Source organism: Streptomyces actinomycinicus, from assembly GCF_016741775.1.
Classification (GTDB): domain Bacteria; phylum Actinomycetota; class Actinomycetes; order Streptomycetales; family Streptomycetaceae; genus Streptomyces; species Streptomyces actinomycinicus.
The window spans coordinates 408981-433100 of the sequence record NZ_JAERRK010000004.1; the positions used below are offsets into that span (position 1 = coordinate 408981).

Here is a 24120-nt window from a genome sequence, read left to right on the forward strand (position 1 = left end):
GACGGGTTCGGCCGCACGAGGAACCCGGGCCGAGGCACCATCGTCGAGCCACTCGGGTGAGCCGGCCGGGGCCGCGGCACGCGCCGGCTACGCCAGCTTCTCCAGGAAGGCGGCCAGTTCCGCGTTGAAGCGGGCCGGGTCCTCCATGTTCGGGTAGTGGGCGGTGTCCGGGACGCCGACGGTACGGCCGTCCTGGACCAGGCCGGCCAGGCGGGCGGCCATGGCGAGGTGGTCCGGGGAGTCCAGGTCGCCGTTGACGGCGAGGAAGGGCACCTCGATGCCCGGCACGCGCTCCCAGGTCCCGGTGACGGGCACGTGGTGGTCGGGCTCGCCGGGGCTGTGCTTGCGCAGGGTGCCCAGGCCCGTCTCCCGCAGCAGGGCCACCACTTCGGGGTCGACATCGGCCACGTCCCGGTGCGGACCGGCGGCCCAGCGTACGTACGCGTCGGCCCAGCCTGCCAGGTCGCCGGCGGCCAGCGCCTGTTGCTGGGCGCCCGCGACCTGAAGGACCCACGGGTTCTCGAAAACGGGTTCGCTGGTGCCGGAACCGCTGACGACGACCGCGCGGACCAGCTCGGGGTACTCCAGGGCGCAGTCGACGGCTATGCCGCCGCCCATGCACAGCCCGACCAGCACGGCGGGAGCGGCGTCGAGGCCCCGGAGCAGCGTGGCGAGGTCGTCGACCTGCCGGAAGGGGCGGGTCGCGTTGTCGGAGGCGCCGTGGCCGCGGGCGTCCCAGGCGATGACCCGGTGGCTCGGCGCGAAGGCCCGGATCTGCTCCGCCCACATGCGGTGGTCGGTGAAGCCGCCGTGCAGGAGGACGAGGGGCGCACCGGAGCCGGCCTCCCGGTAGGCGAGGCAGCCGTCGGCGGTCTGCAGCGAACGGACGGGAAGGGATGCCAAGTCGAAATTCATGACAACCAAGGTGTCATCATTCTGGAAAGTTGGCAACCAAGGTGTCATCCTTGTCCCATGAACGACGACCGCACCGCCCACGCGCCCGACTCCGCCGGACCGTCCCGGGACCAGCTGGCCGAACGCCTCACCGAGGTCTTCGACCTGGTCGGGCCGCTCTACCGGCGGGTGCAGCGCAAGGTGGAGGAGGCCGCGCCCATCGAGGGGCTGTCCGTCGGCGTGCGCGCGGTGCTCGATCTGCTGCGCGCCCGGGGGCCGATGACGGTTCCGCAGATGGGCCGGGCGCAGGCGCTCAGCCGGCAGTTCGTCCAGCGCATGGTGAACGACGCGGCACGGCAGGGACTGGTGGAGAGCATCGCGAACCCGGCACACCGCCGGTCCTCGCTCATCCGGCTCACCGACCCGGGCCGGGCCACGATCGCAGCCGTGCGGGCCCGCGAGCAGGAACTGCTGCGGCAGGTGGACGGCGATCTGAGCATCGCGGACGTGGAGACCTGCCTGCGCGTGCTCAGTGCGATGCACGCACTGTTCGCCGATGTCGACGTGGACTGAGCGCGCCGCGCGGACGGTCAGCCGGTGGCCAGACTCTTCAGCTGGTCCGCGGAGCCGTTGAAGCTGTCGTGGTCGCCGACCGTCTTGCCCGTCGAGGTGTACTGCCACATCGTGTGCACCGTCCAGCCCGCCGGCAAGGTGCCCACGGTCGAGGCGTAGCGTGCGATCCACAGCGGATTGGTCGTGCCGAACCCGGCGTAGTTGCCGGTGCATTCGGTCCACCAGCTGGTCGCGGTGTAGATGACCGCGTCACGGCCGGTACGGGACTTGTAACGGTTCAGGAAGTCACGGATCCAGCTCACCATGGCGCTCGTGGACTTGCCGTAGCAGGCGTCACCGTACGGGTTCCACTCGATGTCGAGGGCGCCGGGCAGGGTCTTGCCGTCCTTGGACCAGCCGCCGCCGTGATCCACGAAGTAGTCGGCCTGGGCGGCGCCGCCCGCCGTGTCCGGTGTGGCGAAGTGGTAGGCGCCACGGGTCATGCCGACGTCGTACGAACCGTCGTACTGCTGGGCGAAGTAGGGGTTGGTGTAGGACGTCCCCTCGGTGGCCTTGGTGTACGCCCATCTGGTGCCGCTGCCCCACAGCGTCTGCCAGTCGACGTCGAGCTGGTGGCTGGAGACGTCCACCCCCTCGAGCTGGGAGGCGCGGCCGGCCGGGGGCGGGGTCCCGGAGGATCCGTCGTGGGCGAGGACGCCGATACCCATGTAGGCGCTGCCCCGTACGGGGATGTCCCCGGCCGGCTCGGGCACGGCCGGGGAACTGGTCAGGAGGAGGCCGGTCAGGGCGCCCACGACGCACAGGAGGGACCGGCCGCGGAGAGAGCATATGAGGCTTCGCACGGGTTCCATCTGACCCGGTGTCGGGTCGTCCCGCACTCCGGGTGCCGCCCGAGGAGGCCATCCGCGGCCGGTCCGTGGGCCATGCGGGTGCTCGTCAGCCCTCGATGCGGTGCTGGGTCCAGAAGGAGGTGAGGTCGGTGGTCGTGGCGGCCTGGGCCGCCGCCTTGAACTCGGCCGTGGTGGACACGCCGTACCAGTGCGCGGTCGCGTAGTCCTTCAGCAGCTTGGCCATGGCGGTGTCCCCGAGGACGCGCCGCAGGTCGTGCAGGGCGCACTTGCCGTAGCCGTAGACGACGGTGGAGTACCGGGAGGAGTGCGCGTCCCAGTACGCCATCGGGTTGGTGAGCTTCTCGGCGCTGGAGGACCAGGAGACGCCGCTCCAGCAGTTGGTTCCGGTCTTGCCCTGGGCGAGGTCGGTGGCGTAGTCCGTGAACGACTCGTCCAGCCAGGGACTTGCGTACTCGTCGTCGCCGACGATGCCGTACCACCACTGGTGGGCGATCTCGTGGGTGAGCGCGGTGGTGCTGACCACGTCGAGGACGAAGCCCGGGTACTCCATTCCGCCGAACCAGTAGTTGTTGTCGATGACGGCGTCCAGCTCGCCGTACGGGTAGGCGCCGAACCGGCCGGCGTGGGCGTCGACCGCGGACTTGGCGGTGCTGAGCATCGACTGGGCGCTGGAGGAACTGATGCCGGAGACGGAGTAGACGTTCACCGGGACACCGGCGGCCGAGGTGCCGGAGATCTTGGTGAAGGGTCCGGCGGCCCAGGCGAAGTCGCGGACCTTGGCGGCGGTGGCGGTGGTGACGGTACGGCCGCTGGAGCCGGGCGTGTCGGTGGAGGTGCCGGTGGCCGGGACCAGCAGGCTGCTGGGGTGGTCGAGGGTGACCTTGAAGTCGGCGGCCAGGGAGTAGAAGGACTCGCCGTTGTTCGTGTACGGGTCCAGGTGCCAGCCGGCGCCGTCACGGACGGCGAGGACGGGCAGTGCGTTGCCGATGAAGCTGTAGGCGCCGTCGTGGCCGAAGCGGTCGGCGCCGCTGGGCACGGTGATGCCGAGGTCGAAGCCGATGGTGGCGCTCTGGCCCTGGGCCAGCGGACTCGGCAGGTCGATCTTCAGCGCGGTGCAGGCGACGGAGAGGGCGCCGGCGGTGCCGCCGGTGACGTTGCTGACCCTGATCGGCATCGCGTCGCAGGTGCCGTGGTAGTTGTCCCACAGTCTCAGGTACACCTCGCCGAGCGCGGTGGCGGAGGCGTTGGTGAAGGTCACGCTCTCGTGCCCGGTCCAGCCGGTGCCGCTGCCGTCACTGCTCAGGTCGACCGTGTACGAGGGTGCCGAGGGGGTGCGGACGGAGTCGGTGGGCGGCGGGGTGGTGCCGCCGGAGGTGTCGAGGGCTATGTCGTCCAGGACGAAGCTGGTCCGGAGGCTGGAGTCCTCGGTCCCGGTGAAGGAGAGGGTGACGGTCTGGCCGGCGAACGAGGACACGTCGAGGGACTTCTGGAGGTAGCCGGTGTTCTTGTCCAGGTTCGAGTAGGTGGCCAGGGTCGTGCTGCCGATCTTGGCCGTGAGCTTGTCGTAGGCGATGGACGAGGTCGTCTCGGTGGTGTCGATGTGCAGCCAGAAGGTGAGGGTGGCCGTGCTGCAGCCGGACGGGATCGTCACGCTCTGGGTGAGGGTGTCGGTGTGGGTGCTGCCGACGCCGTCCAGCCAGGCGTAGGAACTGCCGCCGTGGGCGGTCTGTCCGGACCGGCTGGTGATCACGGTGGACGAGGAGGCGGTCCAGGGTGATGTCCCGCTCTCGAAGCCGCCGTTGGTGACCACCTGGGCCGGAGTGCAGGCGGCGGCCACGGGTGCCGTGGCGGGCCGGGCGGCGGCGGGGGTGCCGGGCAGGACGAGGGCGGCCAGCGCGGCGACGGTGACCGCACCGGCGCCGAGGGCCTTGTGGGGAGTCGATCTCACACGCTACTCCTTTGGCGGCGGCCGGGGTCCCGGCCTGCTCGATGGCCGCGCCGGGCCGGCTGGGGTGTGCCGGCGGCGGCCGTGGACGGTGCTTGCGCGATCGCTGTGCTGGGGAGCGGGCCGCCCCGTGGGGCCGGGACGGCGACTGCCGAAAGGGTGACAGATTTGACCGGTTCATGCCAGACCGATTCCGGGGGTGCGTCCCGGGACGGTTCCTCGTCCCGGGGCATCGCGAACGCCGCCCGGCGTCGGCCGGGCGGCGCCGGCGTCAGGCGGAGCGCAGCGTCATGAAGACGGCCCGCAGCCGGGTGCCGTCGGGTCCCGCCCAGCCGCCCGCGACATGGCCGACCGCTCCCGGGGCGGGCAACGGCTGCCGGCCGGCGACCGGTTGCAGCACGCGGTGCACGTACAGGGTCGTGCCGTGGGGCGTGACGAGCCGGGTGCCGTCCCCGTCGTCGGCCGCCGCGGGGAGGGAACCACCGACGGCGAAGGGGGACCCGCCGTAGGAGCGGGTCACCTCATGGTCGGGGGTGTCGCTGATGCTCTGGGCCATGGCCTGGGCCCGGCCCTGGACCAGCGACAGCAGTTCGGCGACCAGGACCGGGTCCTGGCAGCCGTCGTACACCCAGCGCGTGCCGAGCACCCCGTGCTCCGTCGTGCCGACGAGGGCCTGCTCGGCCCCCTCCAGCGGCGTCCCGCGATAGGTGAGCGGCACCAGGTAGGCCGTCCGCTCGGGGCCCGAGGTGTCGGTGGCCACCATGAACTCGATGCCGACCTCGCCCTCGGGGTCGTCCAGCCGGAACCCGCCGGACTTCTCGAGGACGGGGGCGTCCGCGCCCCCGCGGTACCAGGGCCGGGCCGGCAGCCACTCGGTGAGCAGTTCGAGCTTGGTGGGCTTGAGGGTGGTGTGGTGGATGACGGCCATGCGGTCGTTGCCTCCTGTCGGTGCGGACGCTGACCCGGCTCAGCCTTCCACACCCTCCTCACCGGTCAGCGCCGGGCTCAACCCGGCCCACGGATTGGGCGGTTCGCCCGTCACCGGCCCGCACACGGCCGCGCCCCGCTCGTGTGCCGTGCGCACGGCGAGCGGGACGAGCACCTCCGGGACGCCGTAGACGAGGTGGCAGAACCGGTCCGCCGGGTGGCGGGCGGTCCAGGCCGGGCGGGTGAACGCCGAGACGTACGTCGACCAGTGCCCCTCGAACGTCACCGTCAGGTCGGCGAGCCGGGCGTACCCGGGGTCCGGGTGAACGCCGGGGTTGAGGACGACCGTTCCGGCGCCGAGCCGCCGCAGGTCCCGGACCAGGCGGCGGCAGGCGGGCAGGCCCTGCGCGGTGGCGGTGACCCGGTCCAGGAAGCAGCCGTCGGCCGCGTACCACTCCTGGTGCCGGCGCATCTCCTCGGCGATGCGGGCCCGGTCCCGGACGCCGTAGTCGGTGTCGACGTAGCCGAGCAGCCGGGCCCCGGCCGTGCGCAGGGCCCGGGCCGCCGCGGTGAACGCGGGATCGGGAGCGGTGCCGGGCCCGTTCGCCGGGTTCAGGACGACCCCGTAGGTGCGCTCCGTCGCCCCGATCAGCCGGTGCCAGGCACCCGGGTCCTCGGCCGGATGCACGTACAGCGGCACCAGCAGGCTCACGGCACCTGCTCCGTGGCGGCCGCCCAGAGCGCGGCGAGGGCCTCGTCCAGGCTGTGGGCCGGGCGCCACCCCAGTGCCCGGGCCGCCGCGGAGACGTCCGAGCACTGCCACGAGACCTGCGCGGAACGCGCCGAACCCGCGGTGCCCTCGTCGAGCCGGCCGCGGAACCCCGCCAGCCGGGCCAGTCCGTGCGCCAGCTCCCGGACCGGCAGGGCCGTTCCGCTGCTGATGTTGAGGACCGGGGGCAGCGGCGCGGGGACGGTGACGGCGTACTCGACCGCGCGGGCGACATCGCGTACGTCGACGAAGTCGCGGTGCGCGGAGAGGTCCCCGAGGCGCAGCACCGCCGCGGGGTCCTGGCCGGCCGTGGCGAGCAGCGCGGCCAGCCGGCCGGGCAGGCTCGCGACGGGTGCGCCGGGGCCGACCGGGTTGCCGACCCGGAGCACGACCGCGTCCAGGGCTGCCGAGGTGACCGCGACCGTGCCCGCCAGCTTGGTGGCGCCGTAAGGGGTGACCGGGCCCGCGGGCGCCGACTCGGGGACCGGCACGTCCCGGATGCCCGGCCCGTACTCGGCGGCCGAGCCGAGGTGCACCAGGCGGGCCGTGGGTGCCGCCTCGCGCAGCGCCGTGCACAGGACGGCGGGGCCGCGGGCGTTGACCTCGGCCAGGGTCACGGTGTCGCCGCCGGTGGCGCCCGCGCAGTTGACGACGGCGTCGGGGGCGGCCGCCGCCAGTGTGTTCGCGAGCCGGTCCGGCCGGTCGGCGGCCAGGTCGACGGCGAACTCGGCGGATGCGTCACGGCCGGCGGCGAGGACGTGCGCGCCCGGGAGGGCGCGCAGCCGCTCCGCCACATGGCGGCCCAGGTATCCGGTGCCGCCGAGGACGAGAATGCGCATGTGGTACTCAGGCTCCCTTGAGCAGCAGGGACTTGCGGGTGGTGAACTCGGCGTTGGCACGGTCGTAGTCGTCGGGGCGGCCGATGTCCAGCCAGTAGCCGTCGAACTCGTAGGCGTGCGGCGGGTTCTGGCTGCCCAGCAGGTCGAGGACCAGCTCGTCGAAGCCGAGCGGCAGACCCGGCGTGTATCCGTCCAGGGTCGAGCGGCTGAGGCCGTAGACGCCCATGGAGACGCGGTAGTCCATGCTGGGCTTCTCGGTGAACGCGACGACCTTGCTCTCGGCGGTGGTGAGGACGCCGAAGTCGATGTGCACCTTGCGGGCGTAGGTCGCGATGGTGAGCGGGGCGCCCGAGGCACGGTGCTGGTGCAGCACGTCGGCGTAGTCGAGGTCGGTGAGTATGTCTCCGTTCATCACCAGGAAGGTCTCGGGCAGCCGGTCTCTGAGGCCCAGCAGCGGGCCCATGGTGCCCAGTGGGCTCTCCTCGGTGGCGTAGTCGACGCTCATCCCCCACTGGGAGCCGTCGCCGACGTAGGCGCGGATGATCTCACCGAGGTGTCCGATGGCGATGGTGCAGCGGGTGAAGCCCGCGGCCGACAGCTGGCGCAGCACGATCTCCAGGATGGCGTGCTGGTCGCCGATCGGGACGAGCGGCTTGGGCAGTGCGGTGGTGTAGGGCCGCAGCCGGACGCCCTTGCCTCCCGCCAGGATCACTGCATGCATGGGGCTCCTCCTTCGTCGATGGGGGCCGGGTCGGACGGGTCAGATGTTGTAGATGCCGGTCTTGTAGCGGGCCAGGTTCGCCGGGTCGCGGAAGAACTCCACGGTGTGCTCGAGGCCTTGCTCCAGGCTGTGGGCCGGCTGCCAGCCGGTGGCCGCGGCGAGCCGGCCGGCGTCGGCGACGAGCCGCATGACCTCGGAGGCCGCGGGGCGGATCCGGGCGGAGTCCTCGCGGACGTCGAGGGCGGTGTCCATGACCTTGCCGATCAGCGCGACCAGGTCGCCGACCGAGATCTCGCCGCCGGTGCCGGCGTTGAAGGTGCGTCCGACGACCTGCTCGGCGGGCGCGGAGCCGACGGCGAGGAAGGCCTGCGCGGTGTCCTTGACGAAGGTGAAGTCACGGGTGGGCCGCAGATCGCCGAGCGTGATGGTCCGCTCCCCCGCCGCGACCTGGCCGATGACGGTGGGGATGACCGCGCGCATCGACTGGCGCGGCCCGAAGGTGTTGAACGGCCGGAGGGTGACCACCGGCGTGCCGAAGCTGGCGTGGTAGCTGTCCGCGAGCCGGTCGCCGCCGGCCTTGGAAGCGGCGTACGGGGACTGGGTGTTGATGGGGTGGTCCTCGGTGATGGGCACGGTCTGCGCCGTGCCGTAGGTCTCGCTGGTGGAGGTGTGCACCAGCCGGGGCGTGCCCAGCGCCCGCACGGCCTCCAGCACGTTGAGGGTGCCGGTGACGTTGGTCTCCACGTAGCTGTGCGGGGCCTGGTAGGAGTACGGGATCGCGATCAGGGCGGCCAGGTGGTAGGCGACGTCGGCGCCTTCGAGCAGGCCGCGCACCGAGCCGGGGTCGCGGACGTCGCCCAGCACGATCTCCACCTGGTCCAGGACGTCCGGGGCGAGGGTCTCCAGCCAGCCGTAGGAGGAGAAGGAGTTGTACTGGGCCATGGCTCTGACGCGGTGTCCGCGGGCGACGAGGGCTTCGGTGAGGTGGGAGCCGATGAAGCCCTCGGCTCCGGTGACGGCGGCGAGCGGTGCGGAGGTCAACTCGTGGTCCTTCCGGTCGGTTGCGCAGGTGTGAGCGGTGTGGGTCAGGCGTGCCGGGCGGGCCGGCCGAGCAGGTGCAGGACGCAGGCCACCAGGGCCGCCACGGCGGCGGCGCAGCTCAGCGGCAGGGCGGCGGGACCGGGGGGCAGGCGGAGCAGCACGGCCGCGCCGGACGCTCCGGCGGCGGCCAGGCAGATCAGGGCCGGTGGCCAGGCCGTTCCGAACGCCTGCAGGAGCAGCGCGGTCCACAGGGTGGCCGCGAGCAGCAGCAGGGGTGCCGGTGCGGCGCCGGTCAGCAGGGCGGCGGGCAGCAGCGGCAGGAGGTAGACGAGCAGGCAGCCGCCGAGGACTGCGGCGGAGCGCAGCAGGAATCCGAGCGGTGTGGCGGTGGCCCGCAGCGCGGCGACGGACAGGCCCCGGTAGCGGTACAGCAGCCACTCGGCGGGACCCATGCTGACGGTCAGCACGATCACCGCGTACGGCTCCCGCCGCCCTTCCAGCAGCACGAGCACGGCCGCGGCCAGCCCGAACAGCCCGTAGGGCAGGGACCACACGAGCCGGGGGCGGGCGCCGGCGGACGCGGCCGGCGTGGCCAGGGCCCCGCGCAGCACGTGGCCGGTCACGGCGAGGGTGGCCGACAGCGCCAGCAGCGCCGTCCCGGTGCGCAGCGCGGGACCGGGTTCCCACCAGGGCAGTACGCCGGCGCCCGCGACGAGCGGGGTGAGCGCGGCCAGCAGCAGCCGTTCCCTGGCCAGCACGAGCAGGACGCCGGCCGCCGCGAGGTACAGGGACTGGGCCGCCGTCGCCAGGAGCACCGGGCCGCGGCCGGCGAAGGGCGCGGCGACGGCGGTGGCGAGGGCCGCGCCCAGGGGTGCGCCGAGGAGCAGGGTCCGGGCGGCCTCCCGGCGGCCGGCCGTCATCCGCAGGTGGGCGCGGTGGCCGAGCGCCTGGCCCCAGGCCCAGGAGCAGATGCCCGCGGTGATCAGGGCGGCGGCGTGCCGGCCGGGGTGCCACAGGGGTGCGGTGAGCAGATAGGCGAGGCCCGGCAGGGCGAACAGCACGCCGCGCAGCAGGCAGCGGAGGGTGTCCGGGCGCCACGGGTCGGCCGCCGGCGCCGGCTCGGGAAAGGTCCGGGGGACCTGCTCGTAGAGGGCGGTGGCCAGCGAGAAGAGGCTGGGGTGGCCGTACCACTCCTTGATCTGGTCGGCCGTCAGGCCCTCGGCCTCCAGCAGGGCGGCCACTTCGTAGGGGTGGACGGCGGGTCCGATGCGGTCGGCGAGGTCGGCGGCGAGCCGGCTCACCGCCTCCGGGTCGGGGCGGTGGCCGGGCAGCCGCAGGGCCAGGGTGTGGTCGTCGCGGCGGGCGGGTGCGCCGGCGAGCCGCAGGGCGAGGGTGTCCTGTTCGCTGCCGCCCGGCTCGAGCGCCATGGGTCCGCTCATCCGGCCAGGCTCCCCGCGGCGACCCGCAGACCCTGCCCGTGCACGGCCGGCGTGACGAACGGCCGGGCGTGTGCGGGCAGTTCGAGGTAGATGGAGCGGAAGGTGTCGATGGTCTGGCGCAGGGTGAACTGCTCGATCACCCGCAGCCGGGCCGCCTCCCCCATGCGTCCGCGCCGTTCGGGGTCGCCGAGCAGTTCCAGTGCCGCGGCCGCCATCCGTCCGGGGTCGCGGGGCGGGACGACGAGCCCGGTGTCGCCGACGGCCTCGCGCACCCCGCCCACGTCGGTGGAGACGGTGGCCCGGCCGCAGGACATGGCCTCGATGAGGGTGAACGGGAAGCCCTCGCTGATGCTGGAGAGCATCACGACGTTCCCGGCCGCGTAGGCGTCCTTGATGTCGTCGACCCGGCCCTCGAAGGTGACGGCGTCGGCGTGGCCGAGTTCGGCGGCGAGGGCCTCGCAGCGTTCCCGGTACGCCTCTCCGCCGCGCGGTGTGCCGCCGAAGAGCCGCAGTCTGGCCTCGGGTATCTCCTTGCGGACCAGGGCGAAGGCGCGGATCAGCGTCTCCAGGTCCTTGATGGGGTCGACGCGTCCGGCCCAGCTGAGCGTGGGCGTGCCGGGCTCGGGTCCGGCGGGCGGGAAGGCGGCCGGGTCCACGCCGTTGTAGACGGTGCGGATGGCCTCCGGGTCGGCGCCGCCCTCCTCCTCCCAGAGCCGGTTGTAGCGGTTGCCGGGGGTGATCAGCGCGGCCCGGCGGTACGTCTCCTCGGCCAGCAGCCGGAAGAAACCGAGGACGACAGCCTTCACGGGCCAGCGGTAGGGGGCGGTGCGATAGCCGAGATACCGTTCGCGCAGGTAGACGCCGTGCTCGGTGAGGAGCAGCGGCACTTCGTAGCGGTCCAGTCCGGCGAGGCCGGGCAGCACGGCCACTCCGCCGCTGACGGCGTGGGCGACGCCGTGCCGGGGCGGGGGCGCGGCGAGCGGGCGCAGGGCGTGTTCCAGCAGGGCGGTGGCGGTGACCGCGTCGTGCAGGGTGGGCCGGGCCTCCCGGACGGGCAGTCCCGGGCGGTTCCACACGGCGGCGAGGATGGCGATGGCCCGGTCGCCGCGCAGGAACGGGCTCAGCGTGCCGTCGGCGGCGGCGCGCGCCATCGTGTACAGCGCCGGCGGGAACTGGTCCTCGGCGTGCGGGTCGAGCAGCGCGGTCAGGAAGCGTTCGTAGGCGGCGGCGAGCTGGTTGCGGGCCCGGCCCCGGGGCGGCCGGCCCTGCGGCGCGGTCCCCCACATGGGGACGGAGAGCACGTCGTGGACGTGGGGGGGCAGGTCCCAGACGACGGGTTCGCGTCCGGTGCCGGTGACGGCGATGACGTCGAAGTCGAGGTCGGGCATGCCCTGGACGAGTTGGTCGCACCAGACGCTGACGCCGCCATGGCTGTGCGGATAGGTGCCTTCGGTGAGCAGGGTGACGTGCGCCGCGCCGGAGCGGCGCGTGCCGTGCTGAACGTGCATCGATGGGGCTCCACGGCCGAGGTGTGGGGTGGTGGTGCGGGTGCCGGGCGTCGGTGGACGGCCGGGACCCGGGCCCGTCCGGCCGGCTCCCGTCGCGGCAGTGCGCGGGAGTCGCCGGACCGGCCCTCGGGTCGGTGCGCCGGTCAGCTGTCCGGGGTGTACGGCACCTGCTCGGTCACACCTGCGGGGACCTTGGTGCGCGGGGCCGGGCGGGTGGCGGCTGCGGTGGTGCCCGGGGTGGCGGCCGGTGCGGCGGCGGAGGACGGCAGGGTGAAGGTCAGCGCGCTGCCGTCGGAGGCGGTCCAGCCGGAGGCGGCGCCCGCGTAGGCGGTGCCGAAGGCGGCGGCGTCACGGGTGGTGCCGGTGGGCAGGGTCGCCGGTACGGCGGTGCCGTCCGGGCCCTGCACGGTGACGGTGCCGCCGATGCGGTAGGCGGTCACCTGGCCGGCCTGGACGGCGGTCTTCCAGGCGGCGCGGCGCTGGAGTTCGACGCCGATGTCCTTCATCCGCAGGTTCACCACGGGGGTGTTGTCCGCGAAGAGGGCGTCGTAGCCGTCCAGAACGCCGTCGAGGACGGGGTAGGCGATGCGCTCCTCGGCGAGGTTGGACTGGTGGATGAAGTGCGGCTTGGGGTCGTTGGCCAGCACGTGTCCGAGGGCGATACGGGTCTCCAGCGGCACGATGTAGTCGCCGTAGCCGCTGCCGGCGTTCAGCGGGGCGGGCAGGCAGGTGGTGGTCGCGGGGTTGTCCTCGCAGATGCCGCTGCCGCCCTGGGCGCGGCTGGTGTAGAGCCAGTTGTACTCGTCGACCTGCTCGGCGGCCCTGCCCGCGTTGTAGAAGACGTTCATCGGGTAGCGGGCGACGGTGGTGGCGGGGCCGACCTGGCGCTGCACGGGGTCGCGGGAGTTGTCCGAGGCGAGCCAGCCGATGGAGTTGTCGCCGAGGGCGAGCGCCAGGTTGGGGTTGTCGGCGGGCTGCTGCGGGAGGAGTTTGAGACCGGAGTGCTCGCCGGTGACCAGTTCGTCGTTCTGGAGGGGGAGTCCGGCGGCCTGGCCCCAGGCGCGGTTGGCGGCGATCTCCTGGTCGAGCGTGCTGCGGCTGACCCACTTGGTGCTGCCGTCGGCGTTGGCCGAGCAGGTCCACGGCACGACGGTGACGTTCTGCTCGCAGCCCAGGAAGGCGTGCGTGTAGGTGTGGTTGACCCAGCGGAACTGGTTCCGGTCGGCGATCAGTTTGTCGGCGAGCTGGTCGACGCCGTTGTTGTCCTCGCGCTGGTCGACGCTGCCGGCGCCGTTGTAGACCAGGTCGAGGGTGAAGTGGCGGCTGTTCTGCCAGGCGGTGGCGTGGTCGACGTCCGCGGCGGTCATGCGGATCGGGTGGGGCGTGCCGGCCCCGTTGGTGCAGTCGACGTCGCCGGGCGTGCAGTTGAGCTGGGTGTCCCAGCGGTCGTCGGCGGCGAAGACGTCGTCCACGTGGACGGCGAAGTAGTTGCGGGAGGCGCCGAGGTGCACTCCGCCGGTCATCCACTCGACGATGCCGCGGGCCAGCAGCCGGAACTGCTGCTGGTACTGGTTGTAGACGAAGGTGACGACCAGTTCGCGCCGTCCGTCGTGCCGGTACTCGCCGACGAGGGAGCCCTGCCTGCCGGTGCCCGGGGCGGGGGCCTGCACGTACGGGGTGAAGTCGGCGCCGGGGGCGGGGGTGGACAGGTAGGCGTAGCTCTCGCCGACGGTGGGCGAGTTGTCCTCGAACGGCACCGTGCCGTCCAGGTAGCCGAAGGGTCCGGCCTTGCCGGCGGCGGTGACCTGGGCCTGGACGCCGTCGATGCTGCCCGAGTAACCACCGGAGGTGGGGACCTGCAGGCCGGCCTGCGGGCGGGCGTAGGTGTAGGCGTCGACCTGCGGGACGGCGTACGTCTTCTCGTAGGCGACGAGCGCGGCCATCTCGGGGTTGCCGGCGGCGAACGGGTTGTCGTTGGGCAGGACGACGGCCTGGAACCTGGCGCGCGGCCGGCCGTCGACGGTGTCGGCGAGGAATCCGGCGTCGATGGCGGGCCGGTCGGAGCGTGTGAGGTCGACCTTCGTGTACGGCGTTCCGGCGGCGTCGAGTTCGGCGGCGATGGCGTCGGTGGCCGGACCACCGTCGCTCACCACCAGGACTCTGAGGTCGATGCGCGGTGCGGTGGTGTCGGCCTCGGCCGGGCCGGCCTGCAGGCCGAGCGCGGCGATCAGCGCGCCCACCGTGAGCGCGGTGGTGCGTATGGTCCGCTTCATGCGGTGAAGTCCCCTCCCCGGGCAGGGGTGAGCACGGCTCCATGGAGCGGACGCACCCCCTCGCGTGACGCCGGCGTCCCCCTCAGAAGCCGGTCGTCGACGCTTCCGTCGCGTCACATGGTGATGTCTCTGTGTAGCTTTTGTGGTCGTCTTACGAAACCTGACGGAAAAGTGCAGGTGTCCAACGGCGTCCCGAGGCAACCGGATAGGCCGTTTTACCGTCGCCGCCGCGCGGGGGCCGCGGTGGACAGGCGGCTCGGGTCGGCCGTTTCGCCCTGGTACGACGCACCGGCGGGCCGTGGTGGCCCGCCGGGCGACGTGTCGTGGTCCGTTCCGCGCGGGTTGTCCGGCCAGGCGGCCGAATCCAGTCACCCGATCGCCGGAACCGGGGAGTCCGTCAGGCGCAGAGCACGCGCGTCTCGGGCGTGTAGACAGGTCCGCCGCTGGTGTTGGTGCTGTCGCTGAACTCGGCGTAGTAGTACGAGTAGAAGCCGATGTTGCCGTTGCAGCCCGAGTCGGCCGCGACCTGGAGGGTCAGCGTGACGGTACGGCTCTGGCCGGGCGGGATGGTGGCGCCGTAGTTGCCGCCGAGGTTGCTCGGGCCGGTGCCGGAACAGGGGGTGCTGCCGCTCACGGTGGCCAGGCTGCAGCCGGTGAAGCTGTACTTCAGGTCCGGGCGCTGGGTGGTCAGCCAGGTCGGGTCGATGGTCTGGTACACGAACCAGATGTCGTAGGTCTTGTTGTTGGTGATCGTCATCGACAGCTTCACGGTGCCGCCGGGGGTGGTGGTTGCGGTGTCGGTGGCGAAGGTGAGGCCGGCCGGCGCGGGGTCGGCGCTGGCGCTGGGCGCGAGGCCGAAGACGGCGAGGAGGAAGGCGAGGACGGCGGTGAGCCCGAGGCGTCTCAGCAGAGTTGATCGCATGGCCCGGGAGGCTAGGCACGCCCGCACCGCGGCGTCTGCACCGCCGCATCGGGCACGGACCCGGAACGGCCGAAAGTGATCGTCACGTGAAGAAGATGCGGAGAGAGCGTGACGACCCGTCACTCACTGTGTTCACGCACGCCGGACGGTGGTGACGGGAGGGGCGAGGGGGCCGGTGCGGAAGGGTGGTGCCGTCGACGGCATTGGCGCGGAAGAGACGCCCGGCGACGGACGGAATCAGGGAGACCGGTTGTGGCGAGGGCTCCGTTCCGGCCAGATCGCGGTTTCCGGCCGGGGCGTGGGGGCGTGGCCGCGGGCCCGCCGGCGTACCCGGGGCACCTTCGTGGTCCCGGGCAGCCGCCCCGGGCGTTCCGGCTAACAGCATGCGTACGGCCGGCGCCCGGACGGGCCGTGGGGCGGCCGTCCCGGCACCGGTCGGGTGCGGTCAGCGCGACGCGCGGGCGTGCGCCTGCTCGAAGGCGGCGAAGGCGGCCTCCTGACGCCATTCGAGACGGGCCCTGGCGCTCTCCGCGAGGAGGTGCCGGCAGGCCGCGCCGCGCACGGGCAGGCCGGGGCGTTCGCCTCGGCAGGCGGCGACCGGGTGGTAGCCGGCGGCGGTGGGGTTGCCCTGCCACAGGCTCGGGCCGGTCAGGAAGCCGTACTCCAGGGAGGCGCGGGCCAGGTCCTTCAGCTCGGGGTACCTGAGGCCGTAGGTGTCGGCGGCGTACCGGTACTCGTGGCTGATGTCGATGCGGGACACCCCGGGGTCGTCCGTGGCCAGGACGACCGGGACACCGTAGCGGCGGTAGGTGCCGAAGGGGTGGTCGGCGCCCTTGACCCCGAGGATCTGGGCGTTGCTGGAGAAGGGCACCTCCACGGCCACCTCGCGGTCCGCCATGGTGCGTGCGGTGCGCTGCCAGTCGTCCTCGTGGACGAGGTCGACGCCGTGTCCCACGCGATCGGTGCGGGCGGCGTCCACGGCCTCGGCGATGTGGAACCTGAGGTCCTCGGGCTTGACCAGCCCGGGCCACAGCTCGCCGGCGTGCAGGGTGACACGGGCCCGCGGGTACTGGGTGCGCAGGTGGGCGACCATGCGCATCTGGAGGCTGTAGTTGCGCAGGGAGCTGTCCCAGTCTTCCGGTTGGACGAGGTTCACGCCCACGAACCGCGGGTCTGCCTCGGCCAGCCGCATGCCGAGGGCGAGCTGGGTGAAGACCCGCTCCGGCGAACTGCCCCGGGAGGCCTGGGAGATCCAGCGTACGGTGAGGTCACAGGCGGGCCGGGCGTGCGGGGTGCCGCAGTGCTCGGCGGCACGGAACTCGGCGTCGCCGTCGTCCGCCTCCTCACGGGCCTCGGCCACCAGCTTGTCCAGCTTGCCGTCCGCGACCAGCTTCCGGTGCAGGGCGGCGAGGTCGTCGTCCCAGCCGACCTGGGCGGCGAGCTTCTTCGCGCTGTCGGAGGCGGGGGTGACCATCGTCTCCAGGTAGAACTGGTTGTTGCGGACGACGGTGTCGGCGACCTCGGCGAGCAGCTTGCCCCGGTGGCGCCAGGTCACCTCGCCGAACTTGTCGAAGGTGTCGAAGAAGTGGTCGTGGCCGTTCCGGTCGGGCGGGAAGTCCTCCATGGACCAGGCGCGGATCACCGCGTCACGGAAGGCGCGGTCGGTGCGCGCGTCGGCGGCCGGGCGGGTGCCCGGGCCGCAGGGCGCCGGGACGGCGGCCAGCCTCGCGGTGTCGATGCACAGCCCGTCCTCGGCCGCCAGCTCGATCAGGTACTCCGTGGACACCGCGCCGGAGAGATGGTTGTGCAGGTCTCCGCCCTTGGGCAGCTGCCGGAAGAATTCACGCAGGGCCGCGGGCCGGTCGCGCAGCGAGCGGAGGTGGGCGTCCGTGCGCGCCTCCGCCGCCGTGACCTGCCGGGGCGGCGGCGCGGCGGGCCGGTCGTCGGGGTGGGCCGGCTGGGCGGCGGCGGGCAGGGCGGACAGCAGGGACAGGACACTGAGGGTGCCGAGCACGGCCGGAACGACCCGGCGGCTCACGGCACTTCGACGTTGCAGAGTCACAGGGGCATGATCACGGAAAGATCACGGCGACATGCCCCGATGGGGCGGATCCCCGCCGGAGAGCACCCGACCGGGTGACGGGCCGGCACACCGTCGCCGGCCCCGGCCGCCGGCGCCGTCCCGCCCGGCCCCGCCGCACGTCCTGCCCTGCGGGGTGCGCGGTCGAGGAAACGGCCGGGGCATGTGTGGCGTCCGCGCGGGTATTCGCGCTGCGACTTCGCACATCGGCGTCACATCAGGGAGGCGGACGCATGCTCATGGCTCACCCCGCGGTACTGGAAGACCTCATCGCGCAGTACGAGGCCCTCACTCTGCTCGGTGCCGAGGAGAGCACCCCGCAGGCCCGGCAGCGGCTCGCGGACATCTCGTACACGCTGTGCGTGGCCACCGGCACCCGGGACGTCGACATGGCTCTGATCGCCGCCCGCCACCGCCTCTCCGGTGCCCGGCCGGAGGACGACTCCCTGCTCCAGACGTCCGTGCTCCAGGCGCCCGCACCGCAGGCGTCCACGCTTCGGGCGCCGGCCCCGGCGGAGCGGACGTCAGCGGTCTGAAGCACCCCGGTCCGCGCGGCAGTTGGGCGCGGCCTCCCCCTGAACTCGTTGCTTCCCGCTTCTGGTCGGCGAGACCTACCGGACGGTATACAGGCCCAGTCCGACGCGCGAGGGCCGCTCTCCGGTGCCGTCACCGCGCGACGCAGCGGCCTCAGGGGGAGGACCCATGGCGAACGACAGGCGTCCGGCGGGCGGGGTGAGCGGCCGGCGGCCGAGTGCCGTGCTGGGGATGGTGCTGGGCGGGTGGGCCCTGGTCGCAGCCGGCACGGCACCGGCCACGGCACACCCGGACGGGCACGGGCACGGCCGTGAGACCTCCTACGTCGCCCTCGGCGACTCCTACACCTCGGGCCCCGGCATCCCGGCGCAGGTGGACGCCGGCTGTGCCCGCTCGGACCACAACTACCCCTCGCTCGTGGCCGCCCGGGGGCAGGTGACCGGGTTCACCGACGTCAGCTGCGGCGGGGCCACCACGGCCGAGATGTGGCAGCCGCAGGGCGGCAACGGACCCCAGCTCGACGCCCTCGGCCGGGACACGGACCTGGTCACGGTGCAGATCGGCGGAAACGACGTCGGTTTCGGCTCCGTCATCGGCACCTGCGCCCGCCTCGCTGCCCAGGACCCGTCGGGCAACCCCTGCGAACGCTCCTACAAGGCCTCCGGCTACGACCGGCTGGCCCTGGCCGTCGCACGGACGGCGCCGAAGGTCGACCGGGTGCTGCGGGCCGTGCACGCCCGCGCACCGCACGCCCGGGTGGTCGTCGTCGGCTATCCGGACCTGCTGCCGGACGACGGCAGCGGCTGCTTCCCGCAAGTCCCGTTCGCGGCCGGCGACTTCCCCTACCTCCGCGACACCGAGAAGCGGCTGAACCTGATGCTGCGCCTGGTGGCCGCCGTGAACCGCGCCGAGTACGTCGACACCTACGGCCCCACGGTCGGCCACGACATGTGCAAGGCGCCCGCGGACCGCTGGATCGAGCCGCTCCAGCCGGCCTCCCCCGCGGCCCCGGCACACCCCAACGCCAAGGGAGAAGCAGCGATGGCGCAGGCCGTGGCGGCCCGGCTGGACCGGGGCCACAGCCGCGACTGACCCACGGACGGACCCCGCTGAACCGCGTCCGCCGCTGAACCGCGTCCGTGGCTGAACCGTGGCAGTGGACGGATCACGGGTCGGCCCCCTCCCGGGGCCGACCCGTGATCCGGTCAGCCGCCGAGCGCTCCCAGTACCACCGCCTGGGCCTCCTCCTGCACCCGGGAGAGGTGGTCCCGGCCGAGGAAGGACTCGGCGTACACCTTGTAGACGTCCTCGGTGCCCGAAGGCCGGGCGGCGAACCAGGCATTCTCGGTGGTGACCTTGATCCCGCCGATCGCGGCGCCGTTGCCGGGCGCCTCGGTGAGGACGGCCGTGACCGCCTCGCCGGCCAGCGTGTCCGCGCTGACCTGCGCCGGTGACAACTTGGCGAGCAGCGCCTTCTGTTCGCGGGTGGCGGGCGCGTCGATGCGGGCGTAGGCGGGTGCGCCGAAGCGTGCGGTCAGGTCCGCGTAGTGCTCCGAGGGGGTCTTGTCGGTGACGGCCGTGATCTCGGAGGCGAGGAGGGCCAGGATGATGCCGTCCTTGTCGGTGGTCCACACCGAGCCGTCGCGGCGCAGGAAGGAGGCGCCGGCCGACTCCTCGCCGCCGAACCCGAGGTCGCCGCTGACGAGTCCGTCCACGAACCACTTGAACCCGACCGGTACCTCGACCAGCCGGCGGCCGAGATCGGCGGCGACCCGGTCGATCATCGTGGAGGAGACGAGGGTCTTGCCGATGCCGGCGGCGTCCGGCCACTGCTCGCGGTGCCGGTAGAGGTAGGAGATGGCGACCGCGAGGTAGTGGTTGGGGTTCATCAGGCCCGCGTCCGGGGTCACGATGCCGTGCCGGTCGGCGTCGGCGTCGTTGCCGGTGGCGATGCTGAACCGGTCGCGCTGCTCGATGAGGGAGGCCATGGCGTACGGCGAGGAGCAGTCCATGCGGATCTGGCCGTCCCAGTCCAGCGTCATGAAGCGCCAGGTGGGGTCGGTGTGCGGGTTGACCACCGTCAGGTCGATGCCGTGCTGTTCGGCGATCCGGCCCCAGTAGGCGACCGAGGCACCGCCGAGCGGGTCGGCACCGATCCGCACGCCGGCCGCGCGCACGGCCTCCAGGTCCAGCACGCTCGGCAGGTCGCCGACGTAGGCGCCGAGGAAGTCGTACCGCCGCGTGGTGTCGGCGGCGAGTGCGCGGACGTACGGCAGCCGGCGCACCTCCTTCAGGCCGCCCGTGATGATCTGGTTGGCGCGGTCCTGGATCCAGGAGGTCGCGTCGGAGGCCGCCGGGCCGCCGCTCGGCGGGTTGTACTTGAAGCCGCCGTCGGCGGGGGGATTGTGCGACGGGGTGACCACGACGCCGTCGGCGAGGCCGGAGGCGCGGTCCCGGTTGTGGGCGAGGATCGCGTGCGAGACGGCGGGGGTGGGCGTGTAGCCGTCCTCGCTGTCGATGAGCACGGTCACGTCGTTGGCGGCGAACACCTCCAGCGCGGTGACCCTGGCGGGCTCCGAGAGGGCGTGGGTGTCGGCCCCCAGGAAGAGCGGGCCGTCGGTGCCCTGGGCCGCGCGGTACTCGCAGATGGCCTGGCTGGTGGCGGCGATGTGGTCCTCGGTGAACGCGGTCGCCAGGGACGAACCCCGGTGGCCCGAGGTGCCGAACGCCACCCGCTGTGCGGGGTCGGAAGGGTCCGGGTGCAGCGCGTAGTACGCGGTGACCAGCCGGGCCACGTCGACAAGGTCCTCGGGACCGGCCGGCCGGCCGGCTCGCTCGTGCGGCATGAGTCCGTTCCTCCGCATCGGTGGGATCGTTCGCTCACCGCCCATTTTCCCTCGTCAGGGGCGCACCGTGCGAGTGCGCCCCACCAGCGGGGCGCACCGCGCGGTGCGATTCAGCCGATGTGGTAGCCGTCCCCGTACACCTTCCAGTCGAGCGGGGTGTTCAGGTCGAGGTTGCCCTTGCGCAGGAAGACCCGCTGCTCGGTGTCGACGCGGCTGGTGTCGCTGTGCGCCTCCTCCTGCTTCATGGCCCACACCCGGGCGTCCAGGAAGGCGTTGAGGTACGTCGTCTCGTCGCCGCCCTGGACCGGCGGCTTGGCGGTGCGCAGGGCGCGCCTGCGTATGTTGCGGAAGCTGGTCGGGTCGTCGCCGTCGCCGTGCATGACGAGGGCGTCGTAGTAGGCGAACTGACCGAGGGCGCGCAGGCCGTCGGTCTTGCCCCGGGCGACCGCGGGGTTGAAGTAGACGCGGTCGCGCTCGTCGTTCTGCGCCTGCTGGAACGCCGTGTCCTGGGCTGCCTTGCGCCAGTCCCTGGGGTAGTTCGGGTCGAGGCCCGCGTGCGAGTCCGTGCCGTTCACCTTGCGCAGGGCGGGCAGGTACGCGGCGAGGACGTTGCCGGGCCTGCGGTCGCTGTAGAGCTGGACGAGGTCGAGCATGTCGCCGGTGCCGGAGCAGAACCCGATGATGCCGGCGGTGTAGCCGCGCCCGTCGCCGATGTCCTCGATGTACTTGTACTGGGCCTTCCAGTCGAGCGAGGAGTTCTCCGCGCTCGACACCAGCTTCATGGCGATCTCCTTCTTCGCAGGGTCGTCCAGCCCCGGCGCGGCCGCGCGGGCCCCGTCGGCGGACGAGACGCCGAGCAGGGCGCCGGAGGCGACCGCGCCGAGCGCGGCCACGACGGTGCGCCGGGAGAGCCGGGCGACGGAAGGTGTTGCGCGGTCCGTGTGCACCACAGGGACTCCAAGGGGAAGTGGGGGGTGGGGAGTTGGTCCGTACCGATACTGGTAGGAAAGTTTCCTATCAAATGCCGGAGGGCCCGGTAACCCGGTATGCGAGAAGTTCGTACGATCGAACAACCCTGGGTTCCCCCCTCCCCCGTGGCTCAGCCGCGCCGGGCCCTGTCCCCCTCACGAGTGAAGGCGTACAGCTCCTTCGACGTGGAGATCAGCTCACGCAGTTCCTCCTGCGAACCGACCATCGGCTGCGAGCCCTTCAGCGGGACCTGGGCACTCTCGGGCAGGAACCTGACGGTGAGCAGGCCGATGGCCCCGGCCAGCATGAGGTAGTAGGCGGGCATCAGGTCGTCGCCGGTCAGGTCGACCAGTGCGGCGGTGACCAGCGGCGTGGTACCGCCGAACGCGGCGACCGCGACGTTGAAGCCGATGCCCATGGCCGCGTAGCGCACAGCCGTGGGGAACAGCGCGGGCAGGGTGGCCGCGCTGGGTGCCGCGAAGCAGGCCAGCAGGGTGGACAGGAGCAGCACCCCGAGGATCGGCGGCCACGTGCCGTGCGCCTTGATCAACAAGAAGGCCGGCACGGCGAGCACGATCATCGCCGCCGCGGCGACGGCGTACAGCGGCCGCCTGCCCACCCGGTCGCTGAGCCGGCCGAGGAAGGTGATCAGCACGACGATCCACAGCATGCCGACGAGCACCAGGACGTCCGCGGAGCCGCTGGAGCGGTGCAGGGTCTCGGTCTGATAGGTCGGCAGGTAGCCGGTCACCATGTAGTTGGTGACGTTGTAGAGCAGCACCAGGCCCATGCAGACCAGCAGCGGCCGCCAGTGATGGCGGACGATGTCCTTGAACTCGCTGCCCGCCGACTCCTGCGCCAGGGCCTTCTCGTGGTCGTCGAGTTGCTGCCGGAAGGCCGGGGACTCCTCCAGCTTCAGCCGCATGTAGAGGCCGATCACCCCGAGCGGTCCGGCGACCAGGAACGGGATGCGCCAGCCCCAGGAGAGCATCTGCCCGTCCGTCAGGGCCAGGTTCAGCGCGGTGACCAGGGCCGAGCCGAGGGCGTAGCCGGCGAAGGTGCCGAAGTCGAGCCAGCTGGAGAGGAAGCCGCGCCGGCGGTCCGGGGAGTACTCGGCGACGAAGGTGGTGGCCCCGCCGTACTCGCCGCCAGTGGAGAACCCCTGGACCATGCGGGCCAGCAGGAGCAGCACCGGCGCGGCGATGCCGAGGGTGGCGTAGCCGGGGATGACGCCGATGGCGAAGGTGCCCGCCGCCATCATGATCATGGTGGTGGCGAGCACCTTCTGCCGGCCGATCCGGTCGCCGAGCGGCCCGAAGACGAGCCCGCCGAGGGGCCGTACGACGAAGGCGGCGGCGAACGTCGCGAACGAGGAGATCACCTGGGCGGCCGGGGAGGCGCCCGGGAAGAAGACCTTGCCGATGGTCGCGGCGAGGTAGCTGTAGACGCCGAAGTCGAACCATTCCATGCAGTTGCCGAGCGCGGAGGCACCGACGGCCCGGCGGAGCAGCGGGGGTTCGACGACCTGGACGTCGTCCGCACGGAAGGCCCCTCGGTTGCGGACCAGTCTGCCGGCCAGTTCCTCGCGGACCTGGCGCGGCAGCCGCGCCACGGCCCCGGGGGCCCGAGGCCCGCCGGGCGCCCGCCGCTCTCCGCCGGTCGTCGCATCGCTCACGAGCGCCTCCCTCTCCCGCTCTCTTGATCACCGCCTGCCCCGTCGGCCGATTCAGAAACGGAACCGATCAATCCCATCGGGGACGCCGGTTGGACTTGGGCAGCGCCAGGACGCAGGGTGGACGAGCCCGTGCGCACGTGCAGGGGCACCTACTACGGCACCACCGGAGAACACCCGATGACGTACGTCGCGGACCCCGCTCGTTACGACGGCACCATGCGCTACCGGCGCACCGGCCGTTCCGGACTGGACCTGCCGGTCCTGTCCCTGGGCTACTGGCACAATTTCGGCGACGACCGCCCGTTCGAGACACAGCGCGAGATCGCACTGCGCGCCTTCGACCTCGGCATCACCCACCACGACCTGGCCAACAACTACGGTCCGCCGTACGGCGCCGCCGAGAGCAACTTCGGCCGGCTGCTGCGCCGGGACCTGGCGCCGTACCGGGACGAGCTGGTGATCTCCACCAAGGCCGGCTGGGACATGTGGCCGGGCCCCTACGGGCAGGGCGGCGGCTCCCGCAAGTACCTGCTGGCCTCGCTGGACCAGTCGCTCAGCCGGATGGGCGTCGACTACGTGGACATCTTCTACTCGCACCGGCTGGACGCGAGCACGCCGCTGGAGGAGACCATGGGCGCGCTCGACACCGCCGTCCGCCAGGGCAAGGCGCTGTACGTCGGCATCTCCTCCTACGATGCCGAGCGCACCCGGCAGGCCGCCGCGATCCTGCGCGGCCTCGGCACGCCGCTGCTGATCCACCAGCCGTCGTACAGCATGCTCAACCGCTGGATCGAGACCGACGGCCTGCTGGACGCGGCCGCCGAGGAGGGCTTCGGGGTCATCGGGTTCACGGCGCTCGCCCAGGGGCTGCTCACGGGCCGCTACCTGGAGGGCGTCCCGCAGGACTCGCGGGCCGCGCGGGGGACGTCCCTGGACGCCGCCTGGCTGACGGAGGACATGCGGGACCGGCTGCGGGCCCTGAACGGCATCGCGGCCCGGCGCGGCCAGACGCTGGCCCAGCTGGCCCTGGCCTGGGCCCTGCGAGACGAACGGGTCACGTCCCTGGTGATCGGCGCCTCGCGGGTGGAGCAGCTGGAGCAGAACGTGGCCGCGCTGGAGAACCTGGCCTTCAGCGACGAGGAGCTGGCCGAGATCGACGCGTTCGCGACCGACGGCGGTGTGGACCTGTGGCGGGAGGCCCGGCTCGGCAATCTCGGCTGACCCCTCCAAATGTGACCTGCGTCACAGACGTATGGAAAAAGTAGGACATAATGGAGTGCATCCGGACAGCGTTGTCATCCCTGCCCTCGCGAC

Annotated in this window: 20 protein-coding genes; 4 read left to right on the plus strand and 16 right to left on the minus strand. The window is 72.7% G+C overall.

What is annotated here, in order from left to right; genetic code table 11:
• Positions 1-87 precede the first annotated feature (87 nt).
• Entirely contained in the window at positions 88-915 is an 828-nt protein-coding gene (locus JK359_RS11220) for an alpha/beta fold hydrolase (RefSeq protein WP_201834485.1), read from the minus strand.
• 57 nt (positions 916-972) lie between these two features.
• Here JK359_RS11220 and JK359_RS11225 point away from each other — a divergent pair, with 57 nt between their 5' ends.
• Positions 973-1467 carry a MarR family winged helix-turn-helix transcriptional regulator gene (locus tag JK359_RS11225; protein WP_201834487.1) on the plus strand — a complete coding sequence of 165 codons (495 nt, stop codon included), beginning with the start codon at positions 973-975 and terminating at the stop codon, positions 1465-1467.
• A gap of 17 nt (positions 1468-1484) precedes the next feature.
• Here JK359_RS11225 and JK359_RS11230 read toward each other — a convergent pair whose 3' ends face one another.
• The 12 genes from JK359_RS11230 to JK359_RS11285 form a co-directional block, all read right to left on the minus strand.
• Positions 1485-2318: a lysozyme gene (locus tag JK359_RS11230; protein WP_201834489.1), complete on the minus strand. Its 834-nt coding sequence runs from the start codon at positions 2316-2318 to the stop codon at positions 1485-1487.
• 85 nt (positions 2319-2403) lie between these two features.
• Positions 2404-4266 (minus strand): M1 family aminopeptidase, encoded by a 1863-nt coding sequence (locus tag JK359_RS11235; RefSeq protein ID WP_201834490.1) that lies wholly within the window; start codon positions 4264-4266, stop codon positions 2404-2406.
• Positions 4267-4534: 268 nt separating this feature from the next.
• Entirely contained in the window at positions 4535-5191 is a 657-nt protein-coding gene (locus JK359_RS11240; RefSeq protein ID WP_201834492.1) for a maltokinase N-terminal cap-like domain-containing protein, read from the minus strand.
• Between the two features lie 39 nt (positions 5192-5230).
• Positions 5231-5902, minus strand: coding sequence for a spherulation-specific family 4 protein (locus JK359_RS11245; protein ID WP_201834494.1), 672 nt, complete (start codon positions 5900-5902; stop codon positions 5231-5233).
• Positions 5899-6798, minus strand: a complete 900-nt coding sequence (locus JK359_RS11250) for an NAD-dependent epimerase/dehydratase family protein (protein WP_201834496.1) — start codon at positions 6796-6798, stop codon at positions 5899-5901. The genes JK359_RS11245 and JK359_RS11250 overlap by 4 nt, the downstream gene beginning before the upstream one ends.
• A gap of 7 nt (positions 6799-6805) precedes the next feature.
• Complete coding sequence (locus tag JK359_RS11255; RefSeq protein WP_201834497.1) at positions 6806-7519, minus strand: nucleotidyltransferase family protein; 714 nt, start codon at positions 7517-7519, stop codon at positions 6806-6808.
• A gap of 39 nt (positions 7520-7558) precedes the next feature.
• Positions 7559-8560 (minus strand): GDP-mannose 4,6-dehydratase, encoded by a 1002-nt coding sequence (locus JK359_RS11260; protein WP_201834499.1) that lies wholly within the window; start codon positions 8558-8560, stop codon positions 7559-7561.
• Positions 8561-8604: 44 nt separating this feature from the next.
• A complete protein-coding gene (locus JK359_RS11265) occupies positions 8605-9999 on the minus strand; it encodes a hypothetical protein (RefSeq protein ID WP_201834501.1) in 1395 nt (464 codons plus the stop codon).
• Positions 9996-11507 carry a GT4 family glycosyltransferase PelF gene (gene pelF / locus JK359_RS11270; RefSeq protein ID WP_201834503.1) on the minus strand — a complete coding sequence of 504 codons (1512 nt, stop codon included), beginning with the start codon at positions 11505-11507 and terminating at the stop codon, positions 9996-9998. Before pelF ends, JK359_RS11265 begins: the two co-directional genes overlap by 4 nt.
• Positions 11508-11650: 143 nt before the next feature.
• On the minus strand, positions 11651-13780 hold the full coding sequence (locus JK359_RS11275; protein WP_201834505.1) for a hypothetical protein: 2130 nt from the start codon (positions 13778-13780) through the stop codon (positions 11651-11653).
• Positions 13781-14177: 397 nt separating this feature from the next.
• Positions 14178-14702, minus strand: a complete 525-nt coding sequence (locus tag JK359_RS11280; protein ID WP_201834507.1) for a hypothetical protein — start codon at positions 14700-14702, stop codon at positions 14178-14180.
• Between the two features lie 445 nt (positions 14703-15147).
• On the minus strand, positions 15148-16764 hold the full coding sequence (locus JK359_RS11285; protein ID WP_201834509.1) for an adenosine deaminase family protein: 1617 nt from the start codon (positions 16762-16764) through the stop codon (positions 15148-15150).
• Positions 16765-17015: 251 nt separating this feature from the next.
• On the opposite strand from JK359_RS11285, the gene JK359_RS11290 reads away from it, so the two are divergent.
• On the plus strand, positions 17016-17318 hold the full coding sequence (locus tag JK359_RS11290) for a DUF5133 domain-containing protein (RefSeq protein ID WP_201834511.1): 303 nt from the start codon (positions 17016-17018) through the stop codon (positions 17316-17318).
• A gap of 166 nt (positions 17319-17484) precedes the next feature.
• Positions 17485-18408, plus strand: coding sequence for an SGNH/GDSL hydrolase family protein (locus JK359_RS11295; protein ID WP_201834513.1), 924 nt, complete (start codon positions 17485-17487; stop codon positions 18406-18408).
• Positions 18409-18521: 113 nt separating this feature from the next.
• On the opposite strand, the gene pgm is transcribed toward JK359_RS11295, so the two are convergent.
• From pgm to JK359_RS11310, 3 genes are all read right to left on the minus strand, one after another.
• Entirely contained in the window at positions 18522-20162 is a 1641-nt protein-coding gene (gene pgm, locus JK359_RS11300; protein WP_201834515.1) for a phosphoglucomutase (alpha-D-glucose-1,6-bisphosphate-dependent), read from the minus strand.
• Between the two features lie 110 nt (positions 20163-20272).
• Positions 20273-21112 (minus strand): chitosanase, encoded by an 840-nt coding sequence (locus JK359_RS11305; protein ID WP_201834516.1) that lies wholly within the window; start codon positions 21110-21112, stop codon positions 20273-20275.
• Between the two features lie 149 nt (positions 21113-21261).
• The gene (locus JK359_RS11310) at positions 21262-22806 is read right to left on the minus strand and encodes an MFS transporter (protein WP_201834518.1); all 1545 of its coding nucleotides are present in this window, start codon (positions 22804-22806) and stop codon (positions 21262-21264) included.
• 177 nt (positions 22807-22983) lie between these two features.
• Between JK359_RS11310 and mgrA the strand changes: the two genes are divergently transcribed.
• The gene (mgrA, locus tag JK359_RS11315; RefSeq protein ID WP_201834748.1) at positions 22984-24027 is read left to right on the plus strand and encodes an L-glyceraldehyde 3-phosphate reductase; all 1044 of its coding nucleotides are present in this window, start codon (positions 22984-22986) and stop codon (positions 24025-24027) included.
• Positions 24028-24120 lie beyond the last annotated feature (93 nt).